Source organism: Candidatus Zixiibacteriota bacterium (assembly GCA_036397555.1).
Classification (GTDB): domain Bacteria; phylum Zixibacteria; class MSB-5A5; order WJJR01; family WJJR01; genus DATKYL01.
Genome location: DASWIS010000031.1, coordinates 1 through 26456, shown reverse-complemented (window position 1 = coordinate 26456; position 26456 = coordinate 1). Strand labels below are relative to the sequence as shown.

Genomic DNA, 26456 nt, shown 5'->3' with positions numbered 1-26456 from the left:
GCCCGGATCAAACTAAAATGGCCGGGCGAACGGGCCAAGCGAACCCTCAAAGTCATGATCAGGACGCACCTTAAGGACAGGGCGCTTGGCCGACATCACGATGTCGAGATCGGAGCTGGGTCGGGTTATGCTGCGCGCTGGCGATTGTCAAAACTTAGAGATTCTGACGGCGGGGGCTTGACAAGGATTATTCTGGCCCGATCTTAGAGGCAGACGCCAAAAGGGCAGGGAGAGGAGGAAGCATGAGTCACGGGACACGGAAGTGGAGCGTTGGGACGCTCGGATTGCGCCCCCCCCCCCCCGCAGTAGCCATTGCACTCGTACTTTTGATTGCGCTGTTCAACCCGGAGCAATCCCGCGCGGATGGTCAGGAAGTTGAAACTGCCGCGAGCACCTGGGGGCTGGATACCACCACGGAGGCGTTCCCGGCCTGCGGACCCGCCCAGGTGGTCCGCTCGAATTATTCAAACCTGCGAGTTCACCCAAACAACAACTCCATGCAGTCGGAGCTCTCCCTCGCATTCAGCCCCGCGGACGCGGACAGGATGTTGATAGGGTCTAACGTCTTGACGATTTCGCCATACCAGTTGAAGCAGGGCTACTACTACTCGACGACCGCAGGAACTCAGTGGGATGGGTCTGATACGCTTGCCGGAATGCTCACGGGAGGGACGGACCCCGCGGTAGCTTTTGACGCGGAGGGGAACGCGTATTTCGTCTACATGAGCTACACCGGCTTCTACTGGAATTTATTCATGAGGAAGTCGACGACCGGCGGTGCCACATGGGTTACTGATACGGACACCCTGGAGACAAACTACTACAATCCCGATAAGCCGCACCTCGCGATTGATCAATCGTCTGGTTCGTATGAAGGCAACATCTACGTGGCGTGGACGAGCCTGAATGCGCATCCGAATTTCACGCACCGCAACATCGCGTTCAGCCGCACGACGATAGATCTCTGGCCGGAGCCAGCCGATACCGTGATAAGCATCAGCGAGGGAGTGGTCGACTCCGGAGGGATTAGCACAATTTGCCAGGGTGTGAATTTGGTCGTCGCACCAGATGGCACTCTGTATGCCGCCTGGGCTATCTACGACAATTGGTACACTGGCGTTCCGAGCGAAACGGCGATTGGATTCAATCGCTCACTGGATGGCGGGGCTACGTGGGGTGAGGCGACCCGCATCATCGGCGTTGACGGCATACGGGAATACCCCGACGACGACGCGCTGCCGCCGAAGGAATTCAGGGCCCACAGCTTTCCAGTGATGGCGGTTGATACGGCAGGCGGCGGAAAGGGAACAATCTACCTTGTGTGGGCCGACGACCGTTACGGAGCCGGACCGAACGGTTACAAAGATGCCGACATCCTTATGATTTCTTCGACAGACGGCGGCTTGACCTGGAGCGATACGACTAATCCGACCAGAGTCAATTCAGATTCTGAGGGAAACGGGCGCGACCAGTGGTTCCCGTGGATCGCCGTGGATCCCGCAGGCGGAGTCAATGTTGCGTTTTATGACTGCCGCAGCGATGCGGACAATTACATGACTGAGGTCTGGCTGGCACGTTCGGAGGACGGCGGAGAAAGCTTCACGAACCATCGACTGAGTGAAGTCTCTTTCGAGCCGTGTGTGATCCGTGAGTCAAGTCGCTACCTTGGGGATTACCTTGGAATTGCTGCTACTGCCGAACGGGTGTACACGGTCTGGTGGGACAATCGAATACGACCGCAGGGGTACGACTACGGGGTGTATCAAGCGTTCTTGGGCGATTATCCCCTGACCGGCATCAGCGGCACAACGACAGGCAATGCCGAGTGGGCTCTGACGACACTCCTGACCGGCGATGTGACCATCGATGCCGGTGATACAGTGACCATCAGACCGGGCGCCAAGGTGCTGGCGTCGGACGACGCCGATTCAATCAGATTGGTCGTAGAAGGACACCTTATCCTCGAAGGGGAAGATGACAAGAGGCCGACTTTCTTATCCGAATCGGAGACGCCCGGCGGCTGGTACGGTATCGTCGTGGCCGAGGGAGGGTCAGTCGACTGGGGGGAGGGCGCTCGAATCCTCGATGCCGTCGTCGGCGTGACATACGAAGAAGGAGCGGCAGCGGATACGATTCAAAGTGTCCACGTTGAGAATTCACTGAACGGTTTCCGGCTCTACTCCGAAGCAGTGCTGATTCATGACACGGTGACCGGTGCCTCGGCGGGAACCGGCATCCAGCTCGTCAACTGCGACGCCGACATTCGTCGCTGCCACATCGAGAACTGCGAGACCGGAATCGCAACATCCGGTTCGGCCGGCACAATCGACAGTTGCACAGTCCTCGGACCGGGCGGTTACGGGCTGTACCTCTCCAATCCCGACGACTTGGAGATCACGAGCACGGATGTGCAGGGGTTCTTCACGACCGCCCACCTGTACACGGTCGGCGGCGAGACGCATCTCACCGGCTGTGAGTTCATCAGCGAGGAGTACAACGAGAACTGGACGCCGTATGGAGTCTACGCCCTCGGCGGCAAGGTCGTACTGCGTGACTCGCGGTTGCAGGATTACGGCCAGACGGGATTCTATTCGAGCAACAGCACGTCCGATCTCGGAGTCTCGCCGACCGATCCCGGCGGCAATTCCATCACCTCGGAATCGGAAGTGTACTACGTCTATCACAGCAGCATGCAGTTTGGCCCTGGAGGCGGCGATTTGAAGGCGGAGGGGAACTGGTGGGGCGCCGACCCGCCGAGTTCATCGCTGTTTTACCAGACCGATTATACCCCGTGGCTGGAGGAGGACCCGCTGGGCAAGCGGGCGATTCAGTTTGTCGAGGAGTCGCTCGCGGCTCTGCCCGAGGAATTCAGTGTCGGTTCCAACTATCCCAATCCCTTCAACCCAGCCACCACGATCCGGTTTTCACTTCCGGTAGCGGGTCACGTGCGGGTCGAGGTGTTCAACATTCTCGGCCAGCGTGTGCGAGAGCTCGTCGACGGAGAGATAGCAGCCGGGCAGCATCAGGTAGTCTGGGATGGGACTGACGACCGCGAACGTGAGGTCACTTCCGGCGTATATCTATACCGTGTAGTCTCGGGAGGCCTCACACAATCAAAAAAAATGGTGCTGATGCGGTAAGTAGTGCGGGAGGGCTGCTCGGTTCCGTTGGTCTCAATCGAGCAGTCGACTCTGGTGCGAGGAGTAGAGGTCACGATGCGGCCGGCGAGCGCGACCGCCCGCCGGCTGCTCAAGTTCATTCGTGCTGCATTCATCTGAAGGTCGGTGGCGATGTATAGATTCTCGGTAGCATTGCAGAGCACGAACAAGCTGAGGATCATTACGGCGCTCTGTCTGACGTGCAGTATTGCGGTCTTGTTCCCCCTTCGTACGTCAAGTGACACAGCCGGTAAGTACCCTATCACAGTCCTAGAGGTTGAGGTATATCCGATTCCCGGGATTCTGTCAACTGACCCGCCCGCGGGCGACGCATGCCTGCCACTAATAGAATTCGCTGTGACCGATGAGCGCTACGCCGTTCACATCGATTACGATTCGCAGACGACGAGTATCTATATTGGAGCCTGGATTAATGAACAAGTCATAATTCACCAAATCGACTCTGCACTCACGTTGTCAAGTCGGCCGTTGGCCGTACCGTGGGGGCAAGTGTTGCTGGCCGAGGACCTGGACGGTGACGGTCAAATAGAACTGATCCTTCAAAGAGGTGACGGCTTTAACGGCTTCCTTGACATCCTCTCGGCGCCGGATTGGCAGCCAAGGGGACACTTTGTGTTCCCCGGAATGAACATCGAAATGTACCCGGTGGCAATTGATCTGGACTCGGACTCTGCACTTGAGCTGTACACCCTGGCCAGCGATTGGGGCTTTAACGCCCGAGCAGTTGTGATCGACTTCTCCGCCATTGCCGACACCTTTGAGATCATCTCGGACATAACGGCCCCTCAGGGAAGCGTCGGATCGGTAGCGGCGGCCGACTTCGACAACGACGGACGGGTCGAGTTCATCAACGGGAATGGGGAGGGATACGGTCTATTGGAGTGGCAGGATTCAACTCTGGCTGTCGTCGGCCAGATTCCCGGGCAGGTTGCCGGACACTGGGCGGCCGTATGCCGCCCATTCCCCGGTGGTGTGCCGTGCGCAATCTTGGGAAGCTTTCGGGGGGATCTCGGGTTCACGCACTCGCTGCTTCAAGCAACAGGTAATAATCAGTTTGCGGAGGTAAAACTCTTTCAGCAATCGACCGGGTGGGGGGGGCCCAGCCAGAATTACGCCGCGGACATCGACTGCGATGGCTTAGACGAGATGGTTCTGGAGTTTTTCCCCGAGTTTCAAGTCTGGGAATGGGATCCGGTCGCAGACAGCTTCGTGCAGTCGTGTGTCTGGGACTTCGACACTTACGGAAATCTCTATCGGCAGTGGGATTATTTGGACCTCGATCAGAATGGGGTGCTGGAATTCTCCAATGTCAAGACCGGACAAAAACAATTCAGAGCCTTTCCCGGCAACGGCTGTGTCAACTGTGATCCGTCGGGCAACTGCGTGCCCCCTCCCGTTCCGTGTGTCTGTGTTTGCCATGGCGATCCATCCTGCGATGGGGTCCGGGCGGACGTGTTCGATGTGGTCAAGTCGGTCGATGTAGCGTTCCGGTCGTCACCGGAGCAGAACGACCCCGGACCTCAGTGCAACCGAGCACAGACTGATGTGAATTGCGACGGCGTGACTAACGTGTTTGACGTCGTCAAGTTCGTCGACGTGGCATTTCGTTCGGCCAATCCGGCGGTCGCGTTTTGCGATCCGTGCGTGGAGTAGCGCGTGCGTGTGCTCGTGGGCTCAGCCGGAGACTTGCTCGTACTCCTGCCAGCCGCGGTCGGCCGCGCCGGTGATGCCGCGCAGACGCAACTCGAAATCGTCGGGATTCGAGGCGTTGGCGATCGCGTACTCGTAGGAAATGACATTCTGACGATACCAGCGCATGATCGACTGATCGAATGATTGCATTCCGTACTGCGAACTGCCGCTCTCGATCAGGTCGTGGATGAGCGACGTCTTATCCGGATCGAGGATGGCATCGCGGATCGCCGCGGTGCCGATCATGACCTCGACCGCCGGAATGCGTCCCGGCCCATCGCAACGCGGCAGCAGCCGCTGAGAGACGATCGCCGACAACGTGCCCGACAGCAGCAAACGTACCTGCTGGTGCTGGTGGGGCGGGAAAAACGAGATGATACGAGATATGGTCTCGATGGCGTTCATGGTGTGCAGCGTGGTCATCACCAGGTGCCCCGTGTCGGCGGCGGTCAACGCGATCGACATCGTCTCCAGATCGCGAATCTCACCGATGAAGATGACATCGGGGTCCTGACGAAACGCATGCCGGAGCGAGGCGGCAAATGTCTCGGTGTCGCTGCCGACCTCACGTTGCGAGACGATGCTCTGCTTGTCGCGGAACATGTACTCGATCGGGTCTTCGACGGTCAGGATATTTTCGGCGCGGGTGGAATTGATCTCCTCGACCATCGCGGCGAGCGACGTCGACTTGCCCGATCCGGTCGTGCCGGTCACGATGATCAGCCCGCGGCGCTGCTGGCAGAGCTTGCGGACCACTTCCGGCAGGTTCAACTCGTCGAACGTCGGAACATCGGTGTGCACCAGGCGGACAGCCATACCGGAGGTGCCTCGCTGACGGAAGATGTTGAGACGGAAGCGTCCCATCTTAGCCACGCTTAGCGCGAGGTCCATCTCATGTCGTGCGTTGAAACGGCGCAGTTGGTCCTCGGTCAGCACCTCGGCCACCATCCGCTCGACCGCTTCCTCGTTCAGCACGTCCGTTTCGATCGGTGTCAGATGCCCGTCGATGCGAAGGCAGGGGCGCACTCCCACACGAACATGCATGTCTGAGGCCTTGCGGGCCGACATTTCCTTGAGAAGGTCTTTGAACTCCACGGCCGTATCCTCCGATGGTCGCAGCTTAAAATTGCTCCGCCCGGAAACGGGCAGATATTCCGATGCCACAGGGTAGTTATCGGCGTGTCGTGCAGGTTGATAAAGGGGTCAATCTCACCCCCGAGGGACTCGTCGAGGGCCCGTTACGGCACGGGGGTCGGATCCAACAGGAACAGCGGCTGTCCGAACTCGACCGGCTGGGCGTTGTCCACCAAGACCTTGACGATTCGTCCTGAGTGCTCCGACTCGATCTCGTTCATCAGCTTCATCGCTTCGATGATACAAAGCGTATCGCCCGGCTTGATCGATTGCCCCGCCTCGACAAACGCCGGCGTGCCCGGGGAGGGCGCACGGTAGAACGTGCCGACCATCGGCGACGTAATCGGGATCAGGTGGCTTTGCGGTGCATCGGCGAGAGTATGGAGCCTGGTCGGCGCAGTTGGCTGTGGGTTCGTTGGCATGGGATCGATTTGCGAAGGGGCGCCTGGAGAGGATCCGTTGTGCGCGGCGGAGCGATTCTTCGTGATCCGGACTGCAGTTCGCAGAAAGGGACGGATCTCCAAGGAGTCAATGTTCGATTCCTCGACCAGTCGGATCAGACTGCGAATCTTCTCAACGTTCATGGCCTCCCCCTTCGCCGGGAAACCCGACGGGAACCCGCCTTACAATTCAATCAATTCGCGAGGAGACTGTGTGATCACCGTGCATCCCCGTGGACGGATGAGGACATCGTCCTCGATGCGGACCCCGCCCCAGCCAGGAAAATATACACCCGGCTCGATGGTAACAACCATCCCGGTTTTCAGCACCGCCTCATTGCGAGGATTGATACCCGGTCCCTCATGGATGATCAGTCCGATACCGTGGCCCAGACCATGATCAAAGCGATTTCCGAACCCGGCCCGAGCAATGAGGTTGCGCGCGGCACGATCCAGCGCCGAGCAGCGAATCCCGGCGCGGGCGCGCGTTATCGCGCGTTGATGCGCGCGGCGCACCAAGGCATGCACGCGCTTCTGGCGCGGTGTCGCACGGCCGACGACCACGGTGCGGGTGATGTCCGACACATACCCGTCGACCGTCGCACCGAAGTCCAACGTGACAAAATCACCCGAGGTGATCTTGCGGTCGGACGCCAGCCCATGCGGCAGGGCGGAGCGGGGACCGGAGGCGACGATGGTCTCAAACGCCACACGCTCCGACCCGGAGCGCGTCATCCGATACTCGAGTTCCGCCGCCACGTCGCGTTCACGCACCCCCGGACGAATCACCGTGAGGGCATGCTCGAAGGCCGTATCGGCAATAGCGGCCGCTTTTTTGATACATGAAATTTCCGACGCATCCTTAACCTGCATCAGCGGCTCAAGAATGTTGTCCATGGGCACAAACAGGGCTTTCTTTGCCGACTCGCGCATCCGCTGTGCGCTGCGTTCATTCAGCAGATGCGGCTCGTACCCGATCTTCGGCCGGCCACCGGAAAACCCGCGATAACGCGACAACTCGACGAGCAAATCGCCCCCGCGCACGACATTGACGCGCGCGCCACGGACTTGCCGACGGGCCTGCTCCCGGTAGCGACCATCTGTGTAAAACTCCGGAGTACCGTTGCCCAGGAGCAGCAGTCCATTGGAACCCGTGTACCCTACCAGGTAGCGCAGATGGGCCGCGTCCGTCGTGACGGCATAATCCAGGTCCTGCCTGGCCAATCGCCTTTTGAGGTTTGTTTGACGCCGTCTGTAGTCGGTCAGAGTGAATGCCATGTCCTACTGCCACGTCCTTTCCTCATGCTGTCCCTTGAGACTGTGCCGCTGCGACACTCGGGCTGTCAAGCGCTATTCAATCGGCATGCTGGGGTGCAATCCCCGGTTTGTATCGTCGCCGCTTGCGAATCTGTCCGGCGCGGATCGACCGGGAGCTTGAGTACCCTCGCTTCATCGGGAATCTAAGAACCACTCCCCCCCAGGATCGCACTTCGCCTGATCCGACGATTTGTCCGGATTTGTATTCTGCCCCTTTCACCAACACGTTGGGCCGCAATGCCTTAATGAGGTCGAGTGGGGTATTGGATGAAAATATGCACACGTAATCGACAGGGCGCAGGGATGCCAGAACCATCGCCCGGTCACGCTGACGGTTAATGGGACGACTTGACCCTTTCTGGCGGCGCACCGACGCATCTGAATTCAACCCGACAATCAGGATGTCCCCTGCCGACTTCGCCCTGTCCAGCAACTCAATGTGCCCGCGATGGAGAATGTCAAAGACTCCATTGGTGAAGACAACACGCTGCCGGGCCCGCAGCCAGCCACGGCGCAGGGTCAGCAACCGGAGCCGGGAGACAATGCGGTCACGCGGATGATCGCGCACGTCAGTTCAGCCCGTCAGGACGATACGTGGTGATTCTGCCGCTCGATGCGGGCGGCATCGATGTGCGGGAGATGTTCGCGGATGGCGTCGGTCGTCGTCGACGCGGTGCCGAGCACTTTGATGACTTCACCGGCAGCAACGTTGGCGATGCATGCCGCCTGCATCATACTCCCGCCGGCCGCAAGTCCCATCGCCACCGCTGCGATCACTGTGTCCCCGGCGCCGGTCACATCAAAGACGGTCCGCGCCACGGTCGGGATCAGCGTCAGTTCCCCGGACGGTTCAAACAGAGCCATGCCGTGTTCACCGCGTGTCACCAGCAACGACTCCGCCGACAGGGTTTTCAGTAATTCAAATCCGGCCCGACGAAGGGACTCCAAATCACGAATTCGCCGCCCCGCCATGAAGGCGGCCTCGTGGTGATTCGGCGTCAATGTGGTCACGCCCCGATAGACCGAGCAGTGCGCGTCCTTGGGATCGACCGCCACAAAGAGGTCCCGTTCCCGCGCACAGGCGACGATCGATTCGACGAGCGCTCGGGTGACCACGCCCTTGCCGTAGTCGGAAATGACGACGCCCCGGGCGGTCTGCATGGCGGTCCGGCAGACGTCTATCAGACGCTTGGTCACGTCATCGGAAACGTCGCTTGTGTCCTCGACGTCGGCCCGTACGACCTGCTGGTGGTGCGCGACGATGCGCGTCTTCTGGGTCGTCGGGCGCCCCGTGTCCACGATGAGAGTTTCATCGCTTAACGCGTGCTCACGCATCTGCTCACGGATCGTGCGCGCGGCCGAATCGGGCCCGATGACGCCGACGGCCACTGGCCGTCCACCCAACGCCCGTATGTTGCGGGCGACATTAGCGCCGCCGCCGAGCTTGAATTCGCGCCGTTCGACAGAGACCACCGGCACCGGCGCCTCCGGCGAGATGCGCTCGACGCGCCCCCACCAATACTCGTCGAGCATGATATCGCCGACGACGACAATCGGCAAACCGTCAAAGCGATCAAGCACGTCGTTGAGCTGATAACGGTCGGAGGCGATGGGCATGTCAGTCTGCACGGAACGCCCGGCGGGGCCGATTGACTTTCCTGAGGCGATGGTATACCGTGGACCGTGATTTAGACAAGGAGGAATTACCGTGCAGGTGCGTCAACAGCAGATCAACCTTGAGGTGGGCGAGTCCGAGGCAGAGGGGATTTACTCGAATATGGCGATGATCGTCCATTCACCGCAGGAATTTGTCATCGACTTCGCCCGTGTCACGCCCGGAGCGCGGCGGACGAAAGTGTACGCCCGCATTATTATGACCCCGGCCCACGCAAAAATGTTGCACAAGGCACTGGAAGATAACATCAAGAAGTTCGAGTCGTCGCACGGACAAATCAAACTGGCGGGCGCCGACGAGAAGAATATCGGGTTTCAGTCGTCGCCCGCGCGCGAGGGTACGCCGAATGCATGACATCACTCACCGTCGCCCGCCCGCGTGATGATGATTCCCCACATGGTTGGATCTTCCGGCGGATCGGAATTCCAATCGCCCAGATGATGTGATCCGTCGGTCACGTAGTAGACAGCGTACTCCCCCTTGTCCAGCAGGATCACCTGATCAACGAGGCGGTTCTTGTCCGCGCCCCCGGCATGGGATGTCTTGCGGTAGGTCATCTCCCAGACCACGTCGTCGGCGTCGAGGTCTTCGATCCAGCCATAATCGTACATTCCGTTGCGGTCGCCCTCGCCGACGGCGTGGATGCGCACGCGCGTGGGCGTGGTGAGCGTGAAGCGCCGGCTCAGTTCGCTGTCGTCTTGCGACGATACGATCGACACGATGGCATTGCGTTCTCGTACGTCGCGCTGGTCAACGCGCTGGAAAACCACGGGGTCGAAGTCGGTCTCTCCCGCGTAGACAGAGACACCGTACGCGCGCTGATCGAACGGCGGTGAGGAGTTCCAACCGTCGGCATACGAGTGGGAACCGTCGGTGACGTAGTAGAGCACATACTCGCCGGGTGAAAGATCAACAACGCCGTCGAACATTCTGTTCTTGTCCGCGCCGCCCGCCGGCAGCGTGTTGGATCCGCTCATCACCCAGATTTTCTGTCCGTCGTCCCCGCTTTTCAGCCATGCGTAGTCGGCCATACAATCGCTGAATCGGTCGTACTCGCCGAGCGCATACACGCGCAGACGGCTCTCCTTCTCAAGACGGAAGGCCTCGCTGAGCAATTCATTGTCACCGACCCCGGTCAGTCTGACGAGCGCCGTCGCATCGGGTCGATCCGCCACGCGTGTGATACTCGCACGATCCGACTGGCTCACCGGAAAGATGCGCAGGCCCCAGCCGTGGGGATCGTGCGGCGGAGGCGAGTTCCAGTCGTCCGCGGTATGCGAGTCATCGGTGATATAGTAAGCGACATACTCGCCTTGTGGCAACCGCACCTGCCCGCGAAAACGTCGGTTTTTTTCGGCGCCGCCCGCGCGGTCCGTGTTGTCGTCGGTCATCTCCCAAACGATTCGTCCGCTGGCGGCGTCGGCGATCCAGCCCTTGTCGACCAGTTCTCCCGACGAACCCCAATACTCGCCGATCGCGTAGATCTCGACGCTTATGTCGGTGCTGACGGCGAAGCGGACCCGTTCATAGCTGTCATTGTCCGGTTCAGACAAATCGATTGCGGGGACCCGTATTGTGCGGCCACCGCCTTCGCGTATGGCGTCGGCCGGACACTCGAGGGTCACTTCATATTCACGCGCCAATCGGCGCAGCTCCTTGTGATTCCCGTCCATGGCCCACTGGGTCCACTCCTGGATTCGCTCACCGAACTTCTCGAAGAACTCGGAGAGATCATGCCCGGAATCGAATTCGCCATCGAAGTAGTATGGCGAGCCCGCATAATAGTACATCTCGTAGTTTCCCTTGCGTAAATGCAACCGGTCGGAACATTCACGCAGCCAGTCGGAGCCCTTCACCGGCTCGGTGACTTCATCCTGCATCGTCCAGACCACATCACGCGTGTCGGCGTTGAGGAGCCACGGGTAAGAGAACAACCGGCCGCGCTGGGATGTCTCGGCGCCCACGGCCCTGATCCGGACATCCGTGTCCTTGAGTATCACAAAGGACGTCTCTCCAAAATCGTGTTCATTCAAACCACGAATCGAAATGACCGTCTGGGCCTGTGAGACGTTCATGCCGGACCATGCCGACATTACGACCAGTCCCAGCATGGCGATTCCGGTCCGAATTGCTGGTCTACCGAAGGAAAAGTGATAACACATCCGCATGGACGATTGCCTCTCTGGGGGCTTCGCAGGAACGTCGCCACCGGGTGTTGTGTACGCAAACGTGCTGTCGGAGTTGCACTTGTCCTGACGGGGGTGAATCATACCGATGCTCCCAACGGTCGCTTAAGTCATTGTGCGCCAGTACTATCAGTGGCGCGACCGGGGATCGGGAGTCTGTTGGGACATTCCGTCAATCTGGTGCCAGACTTCTTCAGTCGTGACTTTGTCGAGGCACTCTAACGGGTGATCCGTTCGCCAACAGTGCCCACGATAACACGGGGCGCAAAAGACCTCTTCCTTGACACTGAGCACGGTCCGGCCCCGTGGCTCGACCTCGTTGGGATCGCCTGGACCGGAGATCACCACAGTCGGCGCTCCAACCGCCGCCGCCAGGTGGGCCAGACCGGAATCGTTCCCCAGGTACACGCGCGCCTTCTCCAGTATCGCCGTGGTCTGGAGAATCGAGGCGCGCCCTGCCAGTGTGAATGCGCGCGAAGTATCCAATCCGCTCAGTGCGCGTGCGCACAGGTCTTGCTCAGAGTGCGAGCCGAGTGCGATGACAACACCGGCCCTGCTGTCCAGCCAGCGTAATGCAATGGCTCGATATCGTTCGGTAAACCAGATGCGGCTCGGCTGCGCCGATCCCGGCCCGATCGCGAGTATCGCGGGGCCCGTGGGCACGCCACACTGCCGTAAGAGAGAAACGGCATCACGCCGTGACTCGTCCCCGGGGTCGAACGTCACCTGACTGATTTGCGTCGGATTGCGCCAAACGCATTCCAACAATGCCAGATACCCCTCGACGCGATGCGCGCGCCTGCCGTTGGGCAGATACGGGCGCGATTCGGTCAGAAAGAGGCGACGATGGTCGGAGGCGTATCCGATCCGCCGTTTGACGCCGGCGCGCCAGAGCATAAATGCTGCGCCGAACGACGGCGGCAGGCAGAACCCCAAATGAAAGCGGTGTGCCCTGAGTCGCTTAGCGTTCCGCTGGAGCGACCTCCAGCCCCGCGCGCCGTGTGTTTCGTCCAATGGCAAAACGCCGTCGATTCCCACGGCACGGCTCAAGAGCGGGGCCAAGTCGGGACGGCACAGACAGGTTACGCGTGACTCCGGCGCAGTGGCTTTCAACGAGGCCAGAAACGGCAGAGCCAACACCGTATCGCCTAGCCAATTGGGCGCACGCACGAGAATCGACTGTGACATCGCTAATCGCGCCACCGGCGGTGCGTCCATAACCACTGCTCGGGCCAACGCCGAACGTACGACTCGATCCGCGCGGTAAATGCCTGCGTCAGTGCCGTGACATCGTGCGTTTCGTCTCCGGTGCGCGTCACGGGTATCGCTGGGTCGATCACGGCGAGATACGGTCTGTGCGGTCTTCGCACCAGAACCCCGGTGAGGATGGGACAACCAAAGCGCAGCGCCAGTGCGGCCGGTCCGCGTGGAGTGGAAACGGATCGGCCGAAGAATTCCACGGCGACCCCCTCGCGTCCGGCGTACTGGTCGGCCAGCAGCGCAACAAAGCGCTTGGCGCCCAGTGCGCGCGCGATACCCAGTGTGCCGACCTGCGTGCGGATCAAACCGATGTCGTGTGCGCTGCGCTGCGCATTGTACAATGCATCGGTCAATGGATTGCGCATCGGCTTGACGACAATGTCGAGCGCGTACCCGCGACTGCTTGCCCAGGCCCCGAGCAGCTCCCAGTTGCCGAGGTGCGCCGACATCAGGAGTGCACCCCGGCCGTTGTCGGCGGCCTGTTCCAGATGTTTGAGACCATCAACTTCGACTTCCACCGAATCGATGATTCGCTCGGTGCTGTTGCGACCGAAACGTAGGACCTCGAACACCGTCTGGCCGACATTGGCGAATGCCGCGCGCGCGATCCGGCTGGTTTCCTGACGTGACAGATCGGGGAATGCCCGCGACAGGTTGTGTTGGGCAATGTGACGGCGCGCGCGCCAGAGGATGCCCACCAAACGTCCGACGCCTCGTCCGGCGCAATCGGACAATCCGACCGGAAGAGCATTGGCCAGCCGCCACAGCAGCCAGACTGCCGCAAATTCCAATCTGTGTTTCAGATTAGCGCGCACTGTCGACGGGGAGGATGGGAGGGATTGTCGGGCGCACGCGTCGGGAGAGCGCGGTCCCAGCCGAGTATCAAGTCTGCCCATTCTTCCTGACGCTCCCACTCGGCGAGCCGTCGCCGGCTGCTGCGCCGCTTGAAGAGATAGAGGATGACGAACGCGGCGACCAGTACGATCCACAGGAGGGCTGTGTCCCCCAAAAACGCAGCCCAGTTGTAGCGTGAACGCAGGTAGTCGTCGAACTCGGCTTCGAATCCCGCGTAGTCGATCCCCGTCGCTGCCTGGAGCGCCTCGTCCCAGTTCTGATTGGCGGCAATGGCATCGGTGAACAGTTGCAATCCTTGCCACCCGTAGGCATGCAGGTAGAACCCCATCGCCAAATACGACTGGGCATAGGCCAACTGCGCCGACGCACTTCGAAAGGAATTGACGCCGTCGATGTCCCGCAACGGCAGGATCGACCCCGACAGTACGGCCCGCGCGACGGTCCAGTCATCGCCGAATCGCCAGTCGTGGCCAAACTGCTGAGCATAGCCCTCGTGCATCCAGCGCGGGACTGTCCATCCGCGCGTCATAGCGTCCAGGTGCAGGTGCGCCAACTCATGGCGCAGAATGGATCGCAGTTCGCGCCCGAGCGGATGCTCGGCCGGTGAGCGGACGGCGATCAGATTCTGCCGCGACACGGCGGCCGCGACTCCCCAATCCGGGAAGTGTCCGCCGACGACCGAGTCGAACGACTGCGCGGAAGAGACATAGACGACGGCGACCGTGTCTTGCAGCGCGACACCGCTGAGTCGCGCCATTTCTTCATGTGCCGCGTCCAGGATGTCGATGGTATTGCGCGCCAATGCGTGGTCCGCACCGACGACAACGAATTGAACGGTCGCGGCGTCGACGATCCGACCGCACAAAAGCGTGGCAACGGCAATCGCGAATGCCGTGCGCAGCACACGCACTTTCGAATCATGCGACGGTCGGTGTCCGCTCATGGCCGTTTGGGTTTGATGAATTGATCGAGGGCGCGCCGGAGGGTCGCCGATGCGCTGTCTTTGGCCGGCTGCAGCGCCTTTTCGACGATGTTTTGGCCCGCCTGAGCCACATCAACCCGTACGACCGGATGGGCGACGGTCCCACCGAGACCCAAGCGCATCCCGTCGAGAAGCTCCAATCCTTTGCTGGCGCCCCCTTTGGGTACGGAGACCGCGACGGAATAGTCCAGGGTACGGTCCCATCCAAACGATCCGATGCACTCATAGGCGACATCACCGGCGGCGAAACGCAACGGGTCGGTGATGATTCGCCCGCCGACAATGCGGAACGGGACGCGAACATCGCGCAACAGTTTCGCGCCGGACAGCAACGCGACATTGAGCTTCTCGCCAACAGCGTTCAGGATGGGCGATGCTTCCAATCGTCCCTCGCGCATTTCGGCACGTCCATCGGCGGCCAGAGACGGGAGAATCCGGGAGGCATAGCGCCCACGGCCGGCGAATGTCCCTTCCAACGACGCCTGGCCGAAGATCCCGCCGGCCCAGTCAAAATAACGCGACAACAAACTGTCGGCGGCAACTGAATCGGCGTGAATCGTCGTCACGAATGTCGGCTGCGCCCAGTTTTGTCCATTCCAACTCAGTGTGCCACGCATGCGCCCGCCGAGGACTCGCGCATAAATCGGATCGAGCGTCAGGATGTGATTTTGGTATTGGTAGTCGGCGCTGACGTTGCGCGCGGTCAGCCCCGAGTAGACCATGGTGTCGCAGTCGATCGACCCTCCAAGGGCAATCGCCGGGACGGGAGATGCGCTCGAATCGATCGCCGCCAACGAGTCGGATTCCGGCGGCGACGGTCCGAGCAGTTGATCGACATCGCAAAATCCACTCTGGAAATCAATCGCGCCGTGGAGCACATCAGGAGAATCGAAACGCGTGCGGACGGCCGCCAGCAGTCCACTGATCTCTCCCGAAGCGTTCCCGCGCGAGCGGCCCAGCAACCAGTCGCATCGACGCAGCGTCGCCTTGTCGCCGTCCGAATCGAGGGCGAGCGACACAACGACAGAATCAAAGCTCCACGCCGTGTCAACGATTGTCGCCGAATCAAGTGAGAGGTCGCCTGCCAGGCGCCAGTGGTCCGGCTGCATGAGCGCGCCAAACGCCGTGACATCGCAACGAAGCCGTCCGCGCGGCGCGATGGGGATCGTATCCGGGACGAAATCGGCGAGCCCGTCAAGCGGTGCGTCCATCCGCAGCCGCGCAGAGATCGTGCGCTCAACCGAGAAGAGCCGATCGATCGAACCGATCACGGAGAAGCTGCCGTTGTCGATTCGTCCATTCGGCGCCCGCCAGGAGAGGGTCCGTTCCTCGCCGTGCACTTCGATGCGCGGGATCGTGATGGCGGCCCCGCTGTGCGGTGGTTTCCAGACACATTCCGTCAACAATACGTCCGCCCCCCACTCCGGCACAGTGCCTTCGGGGATGGGCCACGTGACCGAGGCCGTCAGCGATCCTTCCACCTGACCGTCCAGGTTCAGCCATGGCCCTGAAGGCACCTGCGTCGCGAAACTCTCGGTCAATCGTGCCAACGATGTCGGGGTCAGATGGGCAGCGATGCGAAACTCGCGGACCTGCGGGTGGACACGCATCGACCCGCGCATCGCCAGTTTTGTGTCGAACCAAGCCAATGACGCGGTATCGACTCGGACCGATTGATCGGCCCAACTCCAGTTGCCGTCGGCGTTCAATCGGAATGCCCCCGATGGAAACCGCACCGACACCGGTTGAGCCGTGTCGGAATAGAGAACATAAACCGAGTCCAGAAGTGAGACCGATTTGAATTCGAGAACGCTCAGCGATGAATTCGGTTCGATTGACGCGTCGATCCCAAGACCAATCAGACTGAAATCGAGACCGGTCGAATCGTCGTGATACATCACGACACCGTCCTGGAGCACAATGCGGCGAAATGAAAACGCGGAGGCGATGCTTCGCTGTCCGGTCGACGGCAGTGTGTCGGACTTCGCCGAATCGGACAAGAGGTTGGCCCAGTTGACGTGGCCATCGGCGGATCGTTCCAACAAGAGACTGGGCGCCGTAACTTCCAGCCGGTCGATCTCAACCCGGCCCGCCAGCAGCGGCCAAAACCGCGCCTTCACGTCGAATCGGTGCAAAGCCAGCAGCGGCTCGTCGGAGAATCCGGGCGCATTGGCGACCGTCAGGTCACCCACCCAGATGCCGATGCCTCCCCATATGCCGACTCCGGCGCGAGAGATGTGAACCGGGCGGTTGAGCGCTGCTTCCAAACGCGGCGTCAGCATCGCAAGAATGCGCTCCTCCGTGAATGCGGTCTTCAGGATAATCCACGCGGTCAACGGCAGCACCACGAGCAGTACGAACAGCGCGGTCAATGTGGCCTTTTTCAGTCTGCTCATCGGTGGAATCCTCAGCCATTGACGCTTTCGTGCCTGTGTGCGCTGAAGGCGTCAGCCATCCTTTCGGGTTGCGGCCATGGTCAATAATCGAGCGACTCGCCGATTGCCAGAATCACCGGCTCGCATCCGTGCGATCGGGCGCCAACCGCGAAACGACCGGGGTCGGCTTTGATGAGATCAAAAGTGTCATAGTGCATGGGCACAACGCGTCGCGGCTTCAAGAATTCCACGGCCTTGATTGCATCGGTAACGCCCATCGTAAAGTTGTCACCGATCGGCAGCAGCGCGACATCGATGGGATGCATCTCCCCGATGAGTTTCATATCGTAAAACAGAGCCGTGTCGCCCGCGTGATAGACCGTTTTACCCTCGGCTGTGATCAGATAGCCGCACGGATTACCGGCATACTCCCAACCGTTCGGCCCTGGTCCAATTCCCGAACCATGATGGGCAATGGTCAACTTCACCCGTCCGAATGGAAAGTCCCAGCCGCCCCCGATGTGCATCGGATGGGCCTTGACACCCTGTCGCTGACTCCACACCGCCAACTCATTGGGAGCAATGATCGTCGATCGCGCGCGTTTGGCGATGGCGATGGCATCGCCGAGATGGTCGCCGTGGCCGTGCGTCAGGAGGATATAGTCCGGATTGATGTTGGCGGCATCGGCCGGCGCCTTGGGATTGCCCGAAAAAAACGGGTCGATCAACAGGGTCGTCTGTCCGATCGCGAATCGGAAACAGGAATGGGACAAGAATTGCAGTGTCGGCATCGTCTCCTCCCGGTCATGCCGCTGGCGCGTCGCCACAGCCAATATAGAGACGGCAATTGGTGAATCAATCCGGATTGAGGCGGGAAGTACGATCGCGCGCTACAGCGGGCGTTGCCGACAGCGCTGATCGTCGGGGAGATCGACCGGGATCGCGCCCAGCGTGACGGGTGCGGATAGCAACGTATCGCCGCGCCGCCACTCGACGGTCACAGTGCGCCCCGGGGCATACGATGCCACGAGACGCCGGAGTTCGCAGGATATGAGAACCGGATGGTCGTCAAAACTCGTGATGTGGTCGCCGGCCTGCAATCCGGCCGTGCGCGCCGCCGCTTGACCGAACAACTCGGCCACAGTCACGCCCGACTCATCGGGCGTGGCCGCCGTATCGTCGGACACGGTCGGCACGATGCCAAGCCACCCGCGCGGCGGGGCATCGGACGACATCAGCATCTCCGCCACTCGTCGACACGTCGCAGCGGGAACGATCAACGCAACATCGTCAGCATCCGCGATGACGCCTTCGACCAAACCCAATAGAGAGCCGTCGCGGTCGAACAGCGGCGTGCCCGGTATCCAATGACGGCGCGTCGATTCGACGGTCCAGAGTGCTTCGTTGGGAGCGTCGTAGACGCCGATCTGCGACTGGCCAAGCACCCCGAAGTCCGCCAGCAGACCCTTTGAGTAGTACGTGTTAAACAACCCGAAGCCGAGCCGTCCGACCGGCGACTCGGACACATCGCTGATCGCCACACCCCCGGCAGGTGTCGGCGTGCCCAACCGCACAAGCGACAGATTCGTGGTCGGATCAGTGCGCACAAAGCCAAACTCATCCTGGGTCAATTGCCGACCATCCTGGAAGAGAATCGTGACGCCGTGCGTGCAGTCGACGAGGCTTCCCAACGTGAGCAGATCGCCATCCTCGAGGATCACACCCATCCCCTCTCGTGTCTCACGCTCACCGTTGGCCCTCACGTAGGCCGCTCGGATGTGGACGATAGATGGCCCGGCGGTGGACAGCACATGCGCCATCGTCGTTTCCAGACTCATCGCGGAATCGCCGCCGCATCCGGCGAATGCGAAGCCAATAATCGGAACGCTCAACAGTCTGAGGAGTAACGCGGATGCTCGGTGGGCTCGCATGATATGGGGCGTGTTGAAAAAGCCCAATTTGATGTCACCCCGAGCGGAGCGAGGGGTCTCGATGCGCCAGTGTCCGCCGACAACGCGCTGGAGATTCCTCGCTTCGCTCGGAATGACCCGAATGATTGCTTCCATGAAACTCGATTATGTGGGTTCCAATGGGTTTTTCAACTCGCACGATATGATCAATGCTGAGGAACACGGCGATAGAACGTTGGACGACCGTCTTCGACAACCGGGACGACCGCCCCTGTATAGACGACGAGCGTGTTCGGGAATGCGTGAGTCGGCGTGCGAGAACGATCGGCCGACCACATGCCGCCGGCGATCATCAGTCCGATAATAAGCAGCGGGACAATCACGGCGGGCGCCTCGCCGACAACGGGCCAGCACATCAGCCGGCGCCAGCGTTGCCACAAGGACGGCTCGCGCGGAAGTTGTCCGGAGCGCGCCATGCGGCGCAGCCCCATGAGGTATTCCTCCCAGAAACCACCCGATGGCGTAAAGTGAAACGCGCGACGCATGCTCTCGCACAGCCGTCGCGCCGCCTGCAGTTTCTCATGGCAGTGCGGGCATTGCTCCGCGTGGGCAACAAGATCGCCGCACTCGACCTCGTCGGACAGATCGAGTCGATCGATCAGTTGTTGGTAAACCTCACACGCCATCGCCGATTCCCAGATTGTTCAGTTCCGGCCCGAATCGCCGCCGGAGATCGCTGCGCAGTTTCTTGCGCGCCCGATGCAGATACCAGCGAACCGTGGCCTGCGGCATGCCCATGATCTGCGCGATCTCCTCGATTTCCAGCCCTTCAAGGTCCTTGAGGACGAAGGCCATGTGTTGTTTTTCATTGAGGCGGCGCGCCGAGCGCAGGACAAAATCACGCATCTGCTTGAGTTGAAACTCGCGCTCCGGGGTGATCGGCTTGCCGCCCCGCTGCTCGGTGAGATCGTCGAGTTCCTCAAAGTGGTGTCTCTTGAACTTGCGGATGTAATCGATCGCCGCGTTGACGGCGATCCGATAGAGCCACGTAGAAAAACGTTTGGAACGGTCGAAGCGTTTGATGTTGGTGAACGTCTTGACAAAGACCATCTGTGAGATGTCTTTGGCGTCGTCGTAGTCACCGACCATTTTGTAGGCGATTCCCGCCACCTGCGAGCGATAACGGTCGACGACCTCCTGAAACAGTTGGTGTTCACCTTGCTGGACGCGACGAATCACCTCTTTGATTGCGGTTTCGTCTTTTTCTTTCGCATCGGCGGCGGATGGCACGTTGGGGACGCTGCGCGCCTCCGGAGGGCCATCCGATTGGGTGGACCGCTGCTCCGGTCGTCTGGTGCCCCCGGCAGCGGGCGAGTCGTGGGAATCGGCTCGGACACTTCGGACATGTTTTGTACGTTTGCTCATGGTCGGCGTTGGCACACCCCGACAGGCGCGATTCCGATACGACCTGTCGAGGGATATAAGTATACAACAAAGCGGACCGGGCGCCGTAGACACAATCCCGCCGGGAACTCACCGGCGACTCCGCTTTCATCTCCGAGGAGAGATTGTCTGTGGCCGCTTGTGGATGGAACACTGATCCGCGGGACGACGATCAGTCGCCGGCGGCGAGGGGAGCCGATTGCGGCGCCCGGTCGTAGATGTAGCGCATCGGATCAACGGGACGGCCATCGACGTGAACTTCGTAGTGCAAGTGCGGACCAGTCGAGTATCCGCTGTTGCCCATGTAGCCGATCAGTTGTCCGCGCTGCACCTGTTCGTTTGGCTTGATCGCGAATCCTTTGAGGTGCCCGTAGCGGGTTTCAACGCCGAAGCCGTGATCGAGGGTAATCATGTTTCCAAACTGCTGGTGATGCGCACGAATCTTGACGCGCCCGGCTGCGGGCGCGTAGACCAGCGTGCCGATATCTCCGGCCAGGTCGATACCATAGTGCATCCGATCGTTGCCGGTAAAGGGATCGGGTTTGATCCCAAACCCGCGCGAGAAGTAACCCGACGTCGGATACACCGACGGCGTATGGTCGAGTTGGTCTTTGCGACCCGACAATTCGGTGACAATCTGGCCGAAGTTGTCGCGCTCAAAGTCGCAGCGGCGAAGCAATCGGTCAATCTCCGCTTCCAACTCGCGGCTGTTGGTCAGCAGCGGCGATAGTCCATCGTCGTCAGCGGATTCCACGACCGGACCGCCAATTCCCAGGGCGCGTTCATCGGGATCCAGATCAGACAAACCAAAGACCTTGCGGACCATCATCTCCGATTCTTCCAACGAGGCCAACCGCTTACGGAGAACGGCGACTTCCTCATCCATTTTCGACAGTGAGGCGCGCAACGCCCGGTTCTCCAACACTTGCTCAGCATAATCGCCGGTGCGGAGCAGGCCGCTGACTCCCAGGACCGCAGACACGGCAACCAGACTGACGACGATTGTTCCGGCAAAAGCCACCGCCTTGCCGGCCCAACGTGGCAGCGAGTATTGGCGGACTCCCCCTGTCGAGGGGGGGACGATCATTATGTTGTAGCGGTTCTTCAACATGCAAGAAACAGTCGGCAACCCCGCCGGACAGCAGGCAGGTTGGGCCGATTTTATCGGGCACGTTAGAGGTTGTCAAGAGAAAGTAAGGACGGCAAAAGAATCACTGCCATCCAACGCCGGCCGTTGTCTGAACCCCGTCTCGCGCCCGCGAGTTTGTCTGACGACGCTATGCCTCCTGCTGGCGTCCATTCGCCGTCCTGACGAATGGTCCTGCTCACGTTTGACCGCTCGGTCACTTAATCAGATGATACTCCCGTTGCAGAATCTTGTTGACCACCTTGACCAGTTTTTCGGAGTTCAAGGTCTGAAGGCTGTAAAGGTGCCAGTAGACCTTCTCCGGAGCGTCCCTCAGTTCGTTCTTTCGCTTTCGGCTCATGCCCACACCTCATCCGGCTGATGTGTCCGGAGTTTGGCTGAGCCCTCATCCTCCGGACTACGCTATCGGCCCCAGAACGCCGACAGTTGACCCCTTTCCGCAGAATGTGGGATGCAACGAGCTTGCCGCACGTTGGCCAGGGACGCCACAGTTGTCATAAGGCGTTGTTAATTAGCGCCTTATGCTCACATCCAGCGAGCACGGACTCGTCAGGAAAAAGCCCGATGTGGTGTGCTGTTGCAGAAAGTATGGGGTTGAAACGACAGTCGCAGGGCAGTTTGGAACCTAAAGAGCCATCGGAGGCCGAGCATTCGCCGCAGGGTCCAATTCAACGCCTTCGACGACAGCAACGATTATCGACCGGACTGGTGCGATCAAGTCGCCGATGGCTTCTCTCGCCCAGCGCCCTTCCTGGCAGACTAACACTCTGTCCCCGACCCCGGCATCGATGAGGTCTAAAGCGATGATCGGGGGCCGGACTGTGGACATCTCTCCATCAAGATTTTCGGGGATAACCTTCAGGATCTTGTGCCCGACGTATGATGGCGCTTTGGCGGTTGCGACGATGTGCTCCAAAACCCGACAGACCAGCATGCGACCTTCCAACTCAATCGACGATCCCCACGATCGAGGCGTCGGTTGGGATGATGCGGTCCGTGAGGGCCAAGGTGGCCTCGCGAGCCGAAATCCAAATCACCGTGTCGCCCTCGCGCGAACCGACAGTATCAATCGCAACAATCGCTCTATCGGACCACCCTCCCCCGCCAATGGCCGGGTACATCAGGCGCAAACGGCAGCACGACAGCGCCGGGTCCTTGACGGTGGCGACGACTGTCCCGCAGACTTTGCCGAGTTTCATCTCGCGACCTCTTCAGCCGGAGTCTTGTGCTTTTGGAAGACAATCCTCCCATCGCGTTCGACCGTATCGATGATCCCGACAATGACGGCATCCACCGGAGAATCGGTGAGTCCGGCCACGGCACGCGCCGACGAACCCCGGACAAGCAACACTGTCTCACCGGCGCCGGCTCCGACCGTGTCCAAGGCGACCACCGGTTGCGCACTATCACTGCCGCTCTCATCGAGGACGAGGAGCAGTTTATAGCCCTCCAAAGTGGAGACTTTCTGGCTGGCGACGACCGTTCCAATGACTGTGACGATGTCCATGTTGCGATGAAAGCCCCGCTGCAACGAATGCAGCACCGTAAGCGGAGTCAAGGAATTGCGAGGGGGCCGGTTTGCTGTGGCCGCTTTCAGCCGTTGCGCCGTATCATGCGCCGAATCCTGCGGCGGCGGGCCGCAACATTCTGAGATTGTCCTCGTAAACCAAAGCGCGGGTTGCCCGTGGCCGATTCGGACGAACACCTAATCAAAGACGCCCTGGCCGGGAACCAACGTGCCTATGAGGAGTTGCTGTCGCGGCACCGCCAGTCGATCTATCACGTGATCTTCAAGATCGTCCGGCATCCCGAGGAGGCCAATGATCTGGTGCAGGAGACCTTTATGAAGGCCTTCAGCTCCCTGGCATCGTATCGCTTCGAATATCGGTTCTCGACCTGGCTCTACAAGATTGCGGCCAACAATGCCATCGACCACTTGCGGAAACGTCGGATCGAAGCGCTCTCGCTGGACAAACCATTGCAGACCCACGACGGTGAGGTCAGCATTGAAATCCCCGACTGGTCGAACAATCCCGAAGAAGACCTCTTCCGCAAGCGGCGCGCGGTCACGGTCAAGGAGGCGATCTCCACGCTCCCGCCGAAATACAAAGAGGTCATCGTCCTGCGGCATCAGCAGGACAAGTCCTACGAGGAGATCGCTGAGCAACTGCACGTTCCGGTCGGGACAGTCAAGGCCCGCATTTTTCGCGCACGGGAGCTGCTGAAAAAGAAACTGAAATCCGTGATATAGAAGCGGGAGGGATCACAATGAAACGAGTGATGTTCGTTCTGACTCTTGCCGGACTCGCAATCCTGGCGTCTGCAACGAATGTCTTCGCGCTGGAGAATCACAAGTTTACCGAGACCGCGACAATCGAGATCGGCGACGCTCCGGACGTGTCGATCGAAACGCTCTCCGGGGATATCAAGTACACGGGTGTGGAGGGCATGTCCGCGCGCGTGACGGCCCTGGTCGAAGTGCGCGCCGACAGCGAGGAAGAAGCGCAACGCATTCGCGAGGGACTTGAAGTCCGGATGGAGGGCGAGGCGGGGCTCCTCGATCTGTACCTGAAGCATGATAAGGACTACTACGAATGGATTCGCGACGAATTCGGCAGCGGCCGCTGGATTTCTGTCAGTTTCACGGTCGAGGGGCCGCGCGGCGCCGCCGGAGAGCTGACGTCGGTCTCGGGAGGCGTCATGTTGCGGAACACGACCGGCGGTATCCATGTCTCCACCGTCTCCGGCGATGTCGATGTCGCCAATGTCCGGGGTCGGATGCGAGTGGCAACAACATCGGGCCAGGTCACAGTCGACGGCACAGCCGACTTTACGGAGGCGAAGTCGGTCTCCGGTGACGTCAATGTTTACAACTGCGGCTCTTCTCTGTTTGCAAGCTCGGTGTCGGGCGGTGTCTATGTGGACGGCGCCGAGGGCGCGGTCGAAGTCGGCTCGGTGTCCGGCGATGTCCGACTACTTCGCGTCGACGGTTCGGTCACGGCGAAGACGACCTCCGGCTCCATCGAGGCGGAGAATGTCGACGGCGACATGGCGCTGGAAACGACATCCGGTGACATAGTCGCGGCAACGTCGGACCCTGCCGCACGGATTGATGCGCACTCGATGTCGGGCACTGTCGAGATCGGCATCCCGCGCAACGCGGGCGGGACAGTGCGTCTGTCGACATTCAGCGGCAGCATCGAATCCGACCGCGATATTCGTGTCCGCGAAAAGTCGAGTCGTACATTGTGGGGAACGATCGGAGAGGGCACCGGCGAGATCGAAGTTGAGACATTCTCCGGTGACATTGTGCTGTCGGTGCGATAAGTTGATGGATCAAAGCCGGGAGACGTGTTCGCGGTGAGCTCGAGACCACACATTCAGAAGATTGCGGCGGCGGCATTCGTGTTTGTGGCACTCATCCGGCCATCGGTGTCGTGTGCCGTCGATGAAGAACCCCGCCATCCCAGGCCCCCGGCTGCCGCGGTCGAAGGCGTACCGGAGATCCCCGATGCGCCGGAGGTACCCGGTCCCGACGATCTCGGACTTCCCGGATTTGTCGACCTGCCGGCCCTAACGGATGATTCGATCTATGCCAAAGAGATTACAATCGACCCCGCTGGCGGCATCAACATCATCGACCGCGAGGGACGCCGATACTACATCCCCCCCCTTGAGTCTGCAAGGCCGCCGATGCCGCATGTTCACCCGTCGATCACCAAAGATCCGTACCGCGGGAAGGACGAGTTGGTCAGTCTTGGTTCGGACATCTTCATCGGTCCCAATCAGCATGTCGCCGGCGACGTGATCTGCATTTTCTGCGATGTGCTGGTCGAGGGGACTGTCGGGCAGAGTGTCGTTGCGATTTTCGGCCATGTGACGGTCAACGGCACGGTGGCGCAGGATGTGGTCGCGCCGATGGGTGTGGTCACCGTAGGACCGAATGCGTACGTGCACCAAACAGTGGTCGCATCGCGGATCGATCGTGAACCGGGCGGACGCATCGGCGAGCCCAGTCCGGTGCAGTTCGAGTTCGCCGGATACTCGCTCGATCAGCTATGGACCAAGGAAACATTGTCGGCGCTGACCGCCCTGACAGTGTTGTTCATGCTGTTCCTCGTTCTCCTGGCACATGTTTTCGCATCGAAGAACATCGGTAAAGTACGTGTGAAGGTACAGGCGTCGTTCTTCAAGTCGCTGCTCATCGGTATCACGGCACAGATACTCTTTGTCCCTGTTGCACTGCTGCTTCTTGTCACGATTATCGGGATTCCGGTGGCGCTGTTTGTTCTGCCGCTGATGGTCATCGCGGCCTTCGTGCTGGCCTATGCGGCCATAGGGCTGTGGCTCGGCGAATTGATCGACTTCAATACCGGACTGCGATTGTCATCGCAAATGGGTCGCACAATGGCCGGCCAGCTTCTCCTGTGGTCGACCACGATACTCTCGGTCCTGCTGTGGCTCAGCGAACAGGGGAACGACGCCAGCGTAGTCAGCATCAGCGCGCTGGGGTTAGCGACGTTTTCGCTTCTGCTCGCCTATGTCGTGCTGACGGTCGGCAGCGGCGCTGTGTTGCTGACGCGCTATGGAACGCGCCCGCGTGATCCACAACCCGTCGTCGCAGAATCGCCCGCACCCGACCGCGACGCGACCGCGCCATCACTCTCGTCCCATCCAGTTCCCCTGCCTGACTCCCATCGTCAGGGTGGCCCGGACCTTGGGGCGTGTTGAAAAACCCATCGGAACCCACATAATCGAGTTTCATGGAAATAATCATTCGGGTCATTCCGAGCGAAGCGAGGAATCTCCAACGCGTTGTCGGCGGCCACTCGCGCATCGAGACCCCTCGCTCCGCTCGGGG

Annotated in this window: 24 protein-coding genes; 6 read left to right on the top strand and 18 right to left on the bottom strand. The window is 60.4% G+C overall.

Annotated elements, in window-relative coordinates; all coding sequences use genetic code 11:
* The first annotated feature begins 545 nt into the window (after positions 1–545).
* Both VGB22_09485 and VGB22_09480 read left to right on the top strand, forming a co-directional pair.
* Positions 546–3140, top strand: coding sequence for a right-handed parallel beta-helix repeat-containing protein (locus VGB22_09485; protein ID HEX9751499.1), 2595 nt, complete (start codon positions 546–548; stop codon positions 3138–3140).
* A gap of 375 nt (positions 3141–3515) precedes the next feature.
* The gene (locus VGB22_09480) at positions 3516–4832 is read left to right on the top strand and encodes a hypothetical protein (protein HEX9751498.1); all 1317 of its coding nucleotides are present in this window, start codon (positions 3516–3518) and stop codon (positions 4830–4832) included.
* Positions 4833–4853: 21 nt separating this feature from the next.
* Here VGB22_09480 and VGB22_09475 read toward each other — a convergent pair whose 3' ends face one another.
* The 5 genes from VGB22_09475 to rfaE1 all read right to left on the bottom strand — a co-directional run bounded on the left by VGB22_09475 (position 4854) and on the right by rfaE1 (position 9379).
* Entirely contained in the window at positions 4854–6035 is a 1182-nt protein-coding gene (locus VGB22_09475) for a type IV pilus twitching motility protein PilT (GenBank protein HEX9751497.1), read from the bottom strand.
* 74 nt (positions 6036–6109) lie between these two features.
* Entirely contained in the window at positions 6110–6589 is a 480-nt protein-coding gene (gene accB, locus VGB22_09470; protein HEX9751496.1) for an acetyl-CoA carboxylase biotin carboxyl carrier protein, read from the bottom strand.
* A 39-nt stretch (positions 6590–6628) separates the two neighbouring features.
* Positions 6629–7723 (bottom strand): aminopeptidase P family protein, encoded by a 1095-nt coding sequence (locus tag VGB22_09465; protein HEX9751495.1) that lies wholly within the window; start codon positions 7721–7723, stop codon positions 6629–6631.
* A 76-nt stretch (positions 7724–7799) separates the two neighbouring features.
* Complete coding sequence (locus tag VGB22_09460; GenBank protein HEX9751494.1) at positions 7800–8330, bottom strand: adenylyltransferase/cytidyltransferase family protein; 531 nt, start codon at positions 8328–8330, stop codon at positions 7800–7802.
* Between the two features lie 14 nt (positions 8331–8344).
* Positions 8345–9379: a D-glycero-beta-D-manno-heptose-7-phosphate kinase gene (gene rfaE1, locus VGB22_09455; GenBank protein HEX9751493.1), complete on the bottom strand. Its 1035-nt coding sequence runs from the start codon at positions 9377–9379 to the stop codon at positions 8345–8347.
* 91 nt (positions 9380–9470) lie between these two features.
* Here rfaE1 and VGB22_09450 point away from each other — a divergent pair, with 91 nt between their 5' ends.
* Positions 9471–9791: a DUF3467 domain-containing protein gene (locus tag VGB22_09450; GenBank protein ID HEX9751492.1), complete on the top strand. Its 321-nt coding sequence runs from the start codon at positions 9471–9473 to the stop codon at positions 9789–9791.
* A gap of 2 nt (positions 9792–9793) precedes the next feature.
* Here the strand turns inward: VGB22_09450 and VGB22_09445 are convergent, their stop codons facing one another.
* The 13 genes from VGB22_09445 to VGB22_09385 all read right to left on the bottom strand — a co-directional run bounded on the left by VGB22_09445 (position 9794) and on the right by VGB22_09385 (position 23102).
* On the bottom strand, positions 9794–11548 hold the full coding sequence (locus tag VGB22_09445; GenBank protein ID HEX9751491.1) for a hypothetical protein: 1755 nt from the start codon (positions 11546–11548) through the stop codon (positions 9794–9796).
* Positions 11549–11752: 204 nt separating this feature from the next.
* Positions 11753–12841 (bottom strand): lipopolysaccharide heptosyltransferase II, encoded by a 1089-nt coding sequence (waaF, locus tag VGB22_09440; protein HEX9751490.1) that lies wholly within the window; start codon positions 12839–12841, stop codon positions 11753–11755.
* Complete coding sequence (locus tag VGB22_09435) at positions 12814–13674, bottom strand: lysophospholipid acyltransferase family protein (protein HEX9751489.1); 861 nt, start codon at positions 13672–13674, stop codon at positions 12814–12816. Before VGB22_09435 ends, waaF begins: the two co-directional genes overlap by 28 nt.
* Before the next feature lie 8 nt (positions 13675–13682).
* Positions 13683–14681: a hypothetical protein gene (locus VGB22_09430; protein ID HEX9751488.1), complete on the bottom strand. Its 999-nt coding sequence runs from the start codon at positions 14679–14681 to the stop codon at positions 13683–13685.
* Entirely contained in the window at positions 14678–17116 is a 2439-nt protein-coding gene (locus tag VGB22_09425) for an AsmA-like C-terminal region-containing protein (GenBank protein HEX9751487.1), read from the bottom strand. The genes VGB22_09430 and VGB22_09425 overlap by 4 nt, the downstream gene beginning before the upstream one ends.
* Positions 17117–17196: 80 nt before the next feature.
* Positions 17197–17886 (bottom strand): metal-dependent hydrolase, encoded by a 690-nt coding sequence (locus VGB22_09420; GenBank protein HEX9751486.1) that lies wholly within the window; start codon positions 17884–17886, stop codon positions 17197–17199.
* Between the two features lie 99 nt (positions 17887–17985).
* The gene (locus VGB22_09415) at positions 17986–18933 is read right to left on the bottom strand and encodes a S1C family serine protease (protein ID HEX9751485.1); all 948 of its coding nucleotides are present in this window, start codon (positions 18931–18933) and stop codon (positions 17986–17988) included.
* A gap of 278 nt (positions 18934–19211) precedes the next feature.
* Positions 19212–19691 carry a hypothetical protein gene (locus VGB22_09410; protein HEX9751484.1) on the bottom strand — a complete coding sequence of 160 codons (480 nt, stop codon included), beginning with the start codon at positions 19689–19691 and terminating at the stop codon, positions 19212–19214.
* Positions 19681–20430 carry a sigma-70 family RNA polymerase sigma factor gene (locus VGB22_09405; protein HEX9751483.1) on the bottom strand — a complete coding sequence of 250 codons (750 nt, stop codon included), beginning with the start codon at positions 20428–20430 and terminating at the stop codon, positions 19681–19683. Before VGB22_09405 ends, VGB22_09410 begins: the two co-directional genes overlap by 11 nt.
* Before the next feature lie 190 nt (positions 20431–20620).
* The gene (locus tag VGB22_09400) at positions 20621–21559 is read right to left on the bottom strand and encodes a peptidoglycan DD-metalloendopeptidase family protein (GenBank protein ID HEX9751482.1); all 939 of its coding nucleotides are present in this window, start codon (positions 21557–21559) and stop codon (positions 20621–20623) included.
* Between the two features lie 232 nt (positions 21560–21791).
* Positions 21792–21935: a hypothetical protein gene (locus tag VGB22_09395; protein ID HEX9751481.1), complete on the bottom strand. Its 144-nt coding sequence runs from the start codon at positions 21933–21935 to the stop codon at positions 21792–21794.
* Between the two features lie 607 nt (positions 21936–22542).
* On the bottom strand, positions 22543–22794 hold the full coding sequence (locus VGB22_09390; GenBank protein HEX9751480.1) for a EutN/CcmL family microcompartment protein: 252 nt from the start codon (positions 22792–22794) through the stop codon (positions 22543–22545).
* A complete protein-coding gene (locus tag VGB22_09385) occupies positions 22791–23102 on the bottom strand; it encodes a EutN/CcmL family microcompartment protein (protein ID HEX9751479.1) in 312 nt (103 codons plus the stop codon). Before VGB22_09385 ends, VGB22_09390 begins: the two co-directional genes overlap by 4 nt.
* A 177-nt stretch (positions 23103–23279) precedes the next feature.
* Here VGB22_09385 and VGB22_09380 point away from each other — a divergent pair, with 177 nt between their 5' ends.
* The 3 genes from VGB22_09380 to VGB22_09370 are packed head-to-tail and all read left to right on the top strand — an operon-like array spanning position 23280 to position 26326.
* Entirely contained in the window at positions 23280–23846 is a 567-nt protein-coding gene (locus tag VGB22_09380; protein HEX9751478.1) for a sigma-70 family RNA polymerase sigma factor, read from the top strand.
* Positions 23847–23863: 17 nt separating this feature from the next.
* The gene (locus tag VGB22_09375; GenBank protein ID HEX9751477.1) at positions 23864–24922 is read left to right on the top strand and encodes a DUF4097 family beta strand repeat-containing protein; all 1059 of its coding nucleotides are present in this window, start codon (positions 23864–23866) and stop codon (positions 24920–24922) included.
* A gap of 33 nt (positions 24923–24955) precedes the next feature.
* Entirely contained in the window at positions 24956–26326 is a 1371-nt protein-coding gene (locus tag VGB22_09370; protein ID HEX9751476.1) for a hypothetical protein, read from the top strand.
* The last annotated feature ends 130 nt before the right edge of the window (positions 26327–26456 follow it).

Excerpts from the sequence above, each read along its gene's own strand:
- VGB22_09485 (HEX9751499.1), top strand. The coding sequence starts at position 546 with ATGTTGATAGGGTCTAACGTCTTGACGATTTCGCCATACCAGTTGAAG.
- accB (HEX9751496.1), bottom strand. The coding sequence starts at position 6,589 with ATGAACGTTGAGAAGATTCGCAGTCTGATCCGACTGGTCGAGGAATCG.
- VGB22_09465 (HEX9751495.1), bottom strand. The coding sequence starts at position 7,723 with ATGGCATTCACTCTGACCGACTACAGACGGCGTCAAACAAACCTCAAA.
- rfaE1 (HEX9751493.1), bottom strand. The coding sequence starts at position 9,379 with ATGCCCATCGCCTCCGACCGTTATCAGCTCAACGACGTGCTTGATCGC.
- VGB22_09445 (HEX9751491.1), bottom strand. The coding sequence starts at position 11,548 with ATGCTGGGACTGGTCGTAATGTCGGCATGGTCCGGCATGAACGTCTCA.
- waaF (HEX9751490.1), bottom strand. The coding sequence starts at position 12,841 with ATGGACGCACCGCCGGTGGCGCGATTAGCGATGTCACAGTCGATTCTC.
- VGB22_09430 (HEX9751488.1), bottom strand. The coding sequence starts at position 14,681 with ATGAGCGGACACCGACCGTCGCATGATTCGAAAGTGCGTGTGCTGCGC.
- VGB22_09425 (HEX9751487.1), bottom strand. The coding sequence starts at position 17,116 with ATGAGCAGACTGAAAAAGGCCACATTGACCGCGCTGTTCGTACTGCTC.
- VGB22_09420 (HEX9751486.1), bottom strand. The coding sequence starts at position 17,886 with ATGCCGACACTGCAATTCTTGTCCCATTCCTGTTTCCGATTCGCGATC.
- VGB22_09415 (HEX9751485.1), bottom strand. The coding sequence starts at position 18,933 with ATGAGTCTGGAAACGACGATGGCGCATGTGCTGTCCACCGCCGGGCCA.
- VGB22_09410 (HEX9751484.1), bottom strand. The coding sequence starts at position 19,691 with ATGGCGTGTGAGGTTTACCAACAACTGATCGATCGACTCGATCTGTCC.
- VGB22_09405 (HEX9751483.1), bottom strand. The coding sequence starts at position 20,430 with ATGAGCAAACGTACAAAACATGTCCGAAGTGTCCGAGCCGATTCCCAC.
- VGB22_09400 (HEX9751482.1), bottom strand. The coding sequence starts at position 21,559 with ATGTTGAAGAACCGCTACAACATAATGATCGTCCCCCCCTCGACAGGG.
- VGB22_09395 (HEX9751481.1), bottom strand. The coding sequence starts at position 21,935 with ATGAGCCGAAAGCGAAAGAACGAACTGAGGGACGCTCCGGAGAAGGTC.
- VGB22_09390 (HEX9751480.1), bottom strand. The coding sequence starts at position 22,794 with ATGAAACTCGGCAAAGTCTGCGGGACAGTCGTCGCCACCGTCAAGGAC.
- VGB22_09385 (HEX9751479.1), bottom strand. The coding sequence starts at position 23,102 with ATGGACATCGTCACAGTCATTGGAACGGTCGTCGCCAGCCAGAAAGTC.
- VGB22_09375 (HEX9751477.1), top strand. The coding sequence starts at position 23,864 with ATGAAACGAGTGATGTTCGTTCTGACTCTTGCCGGACTCGCAATCCTG.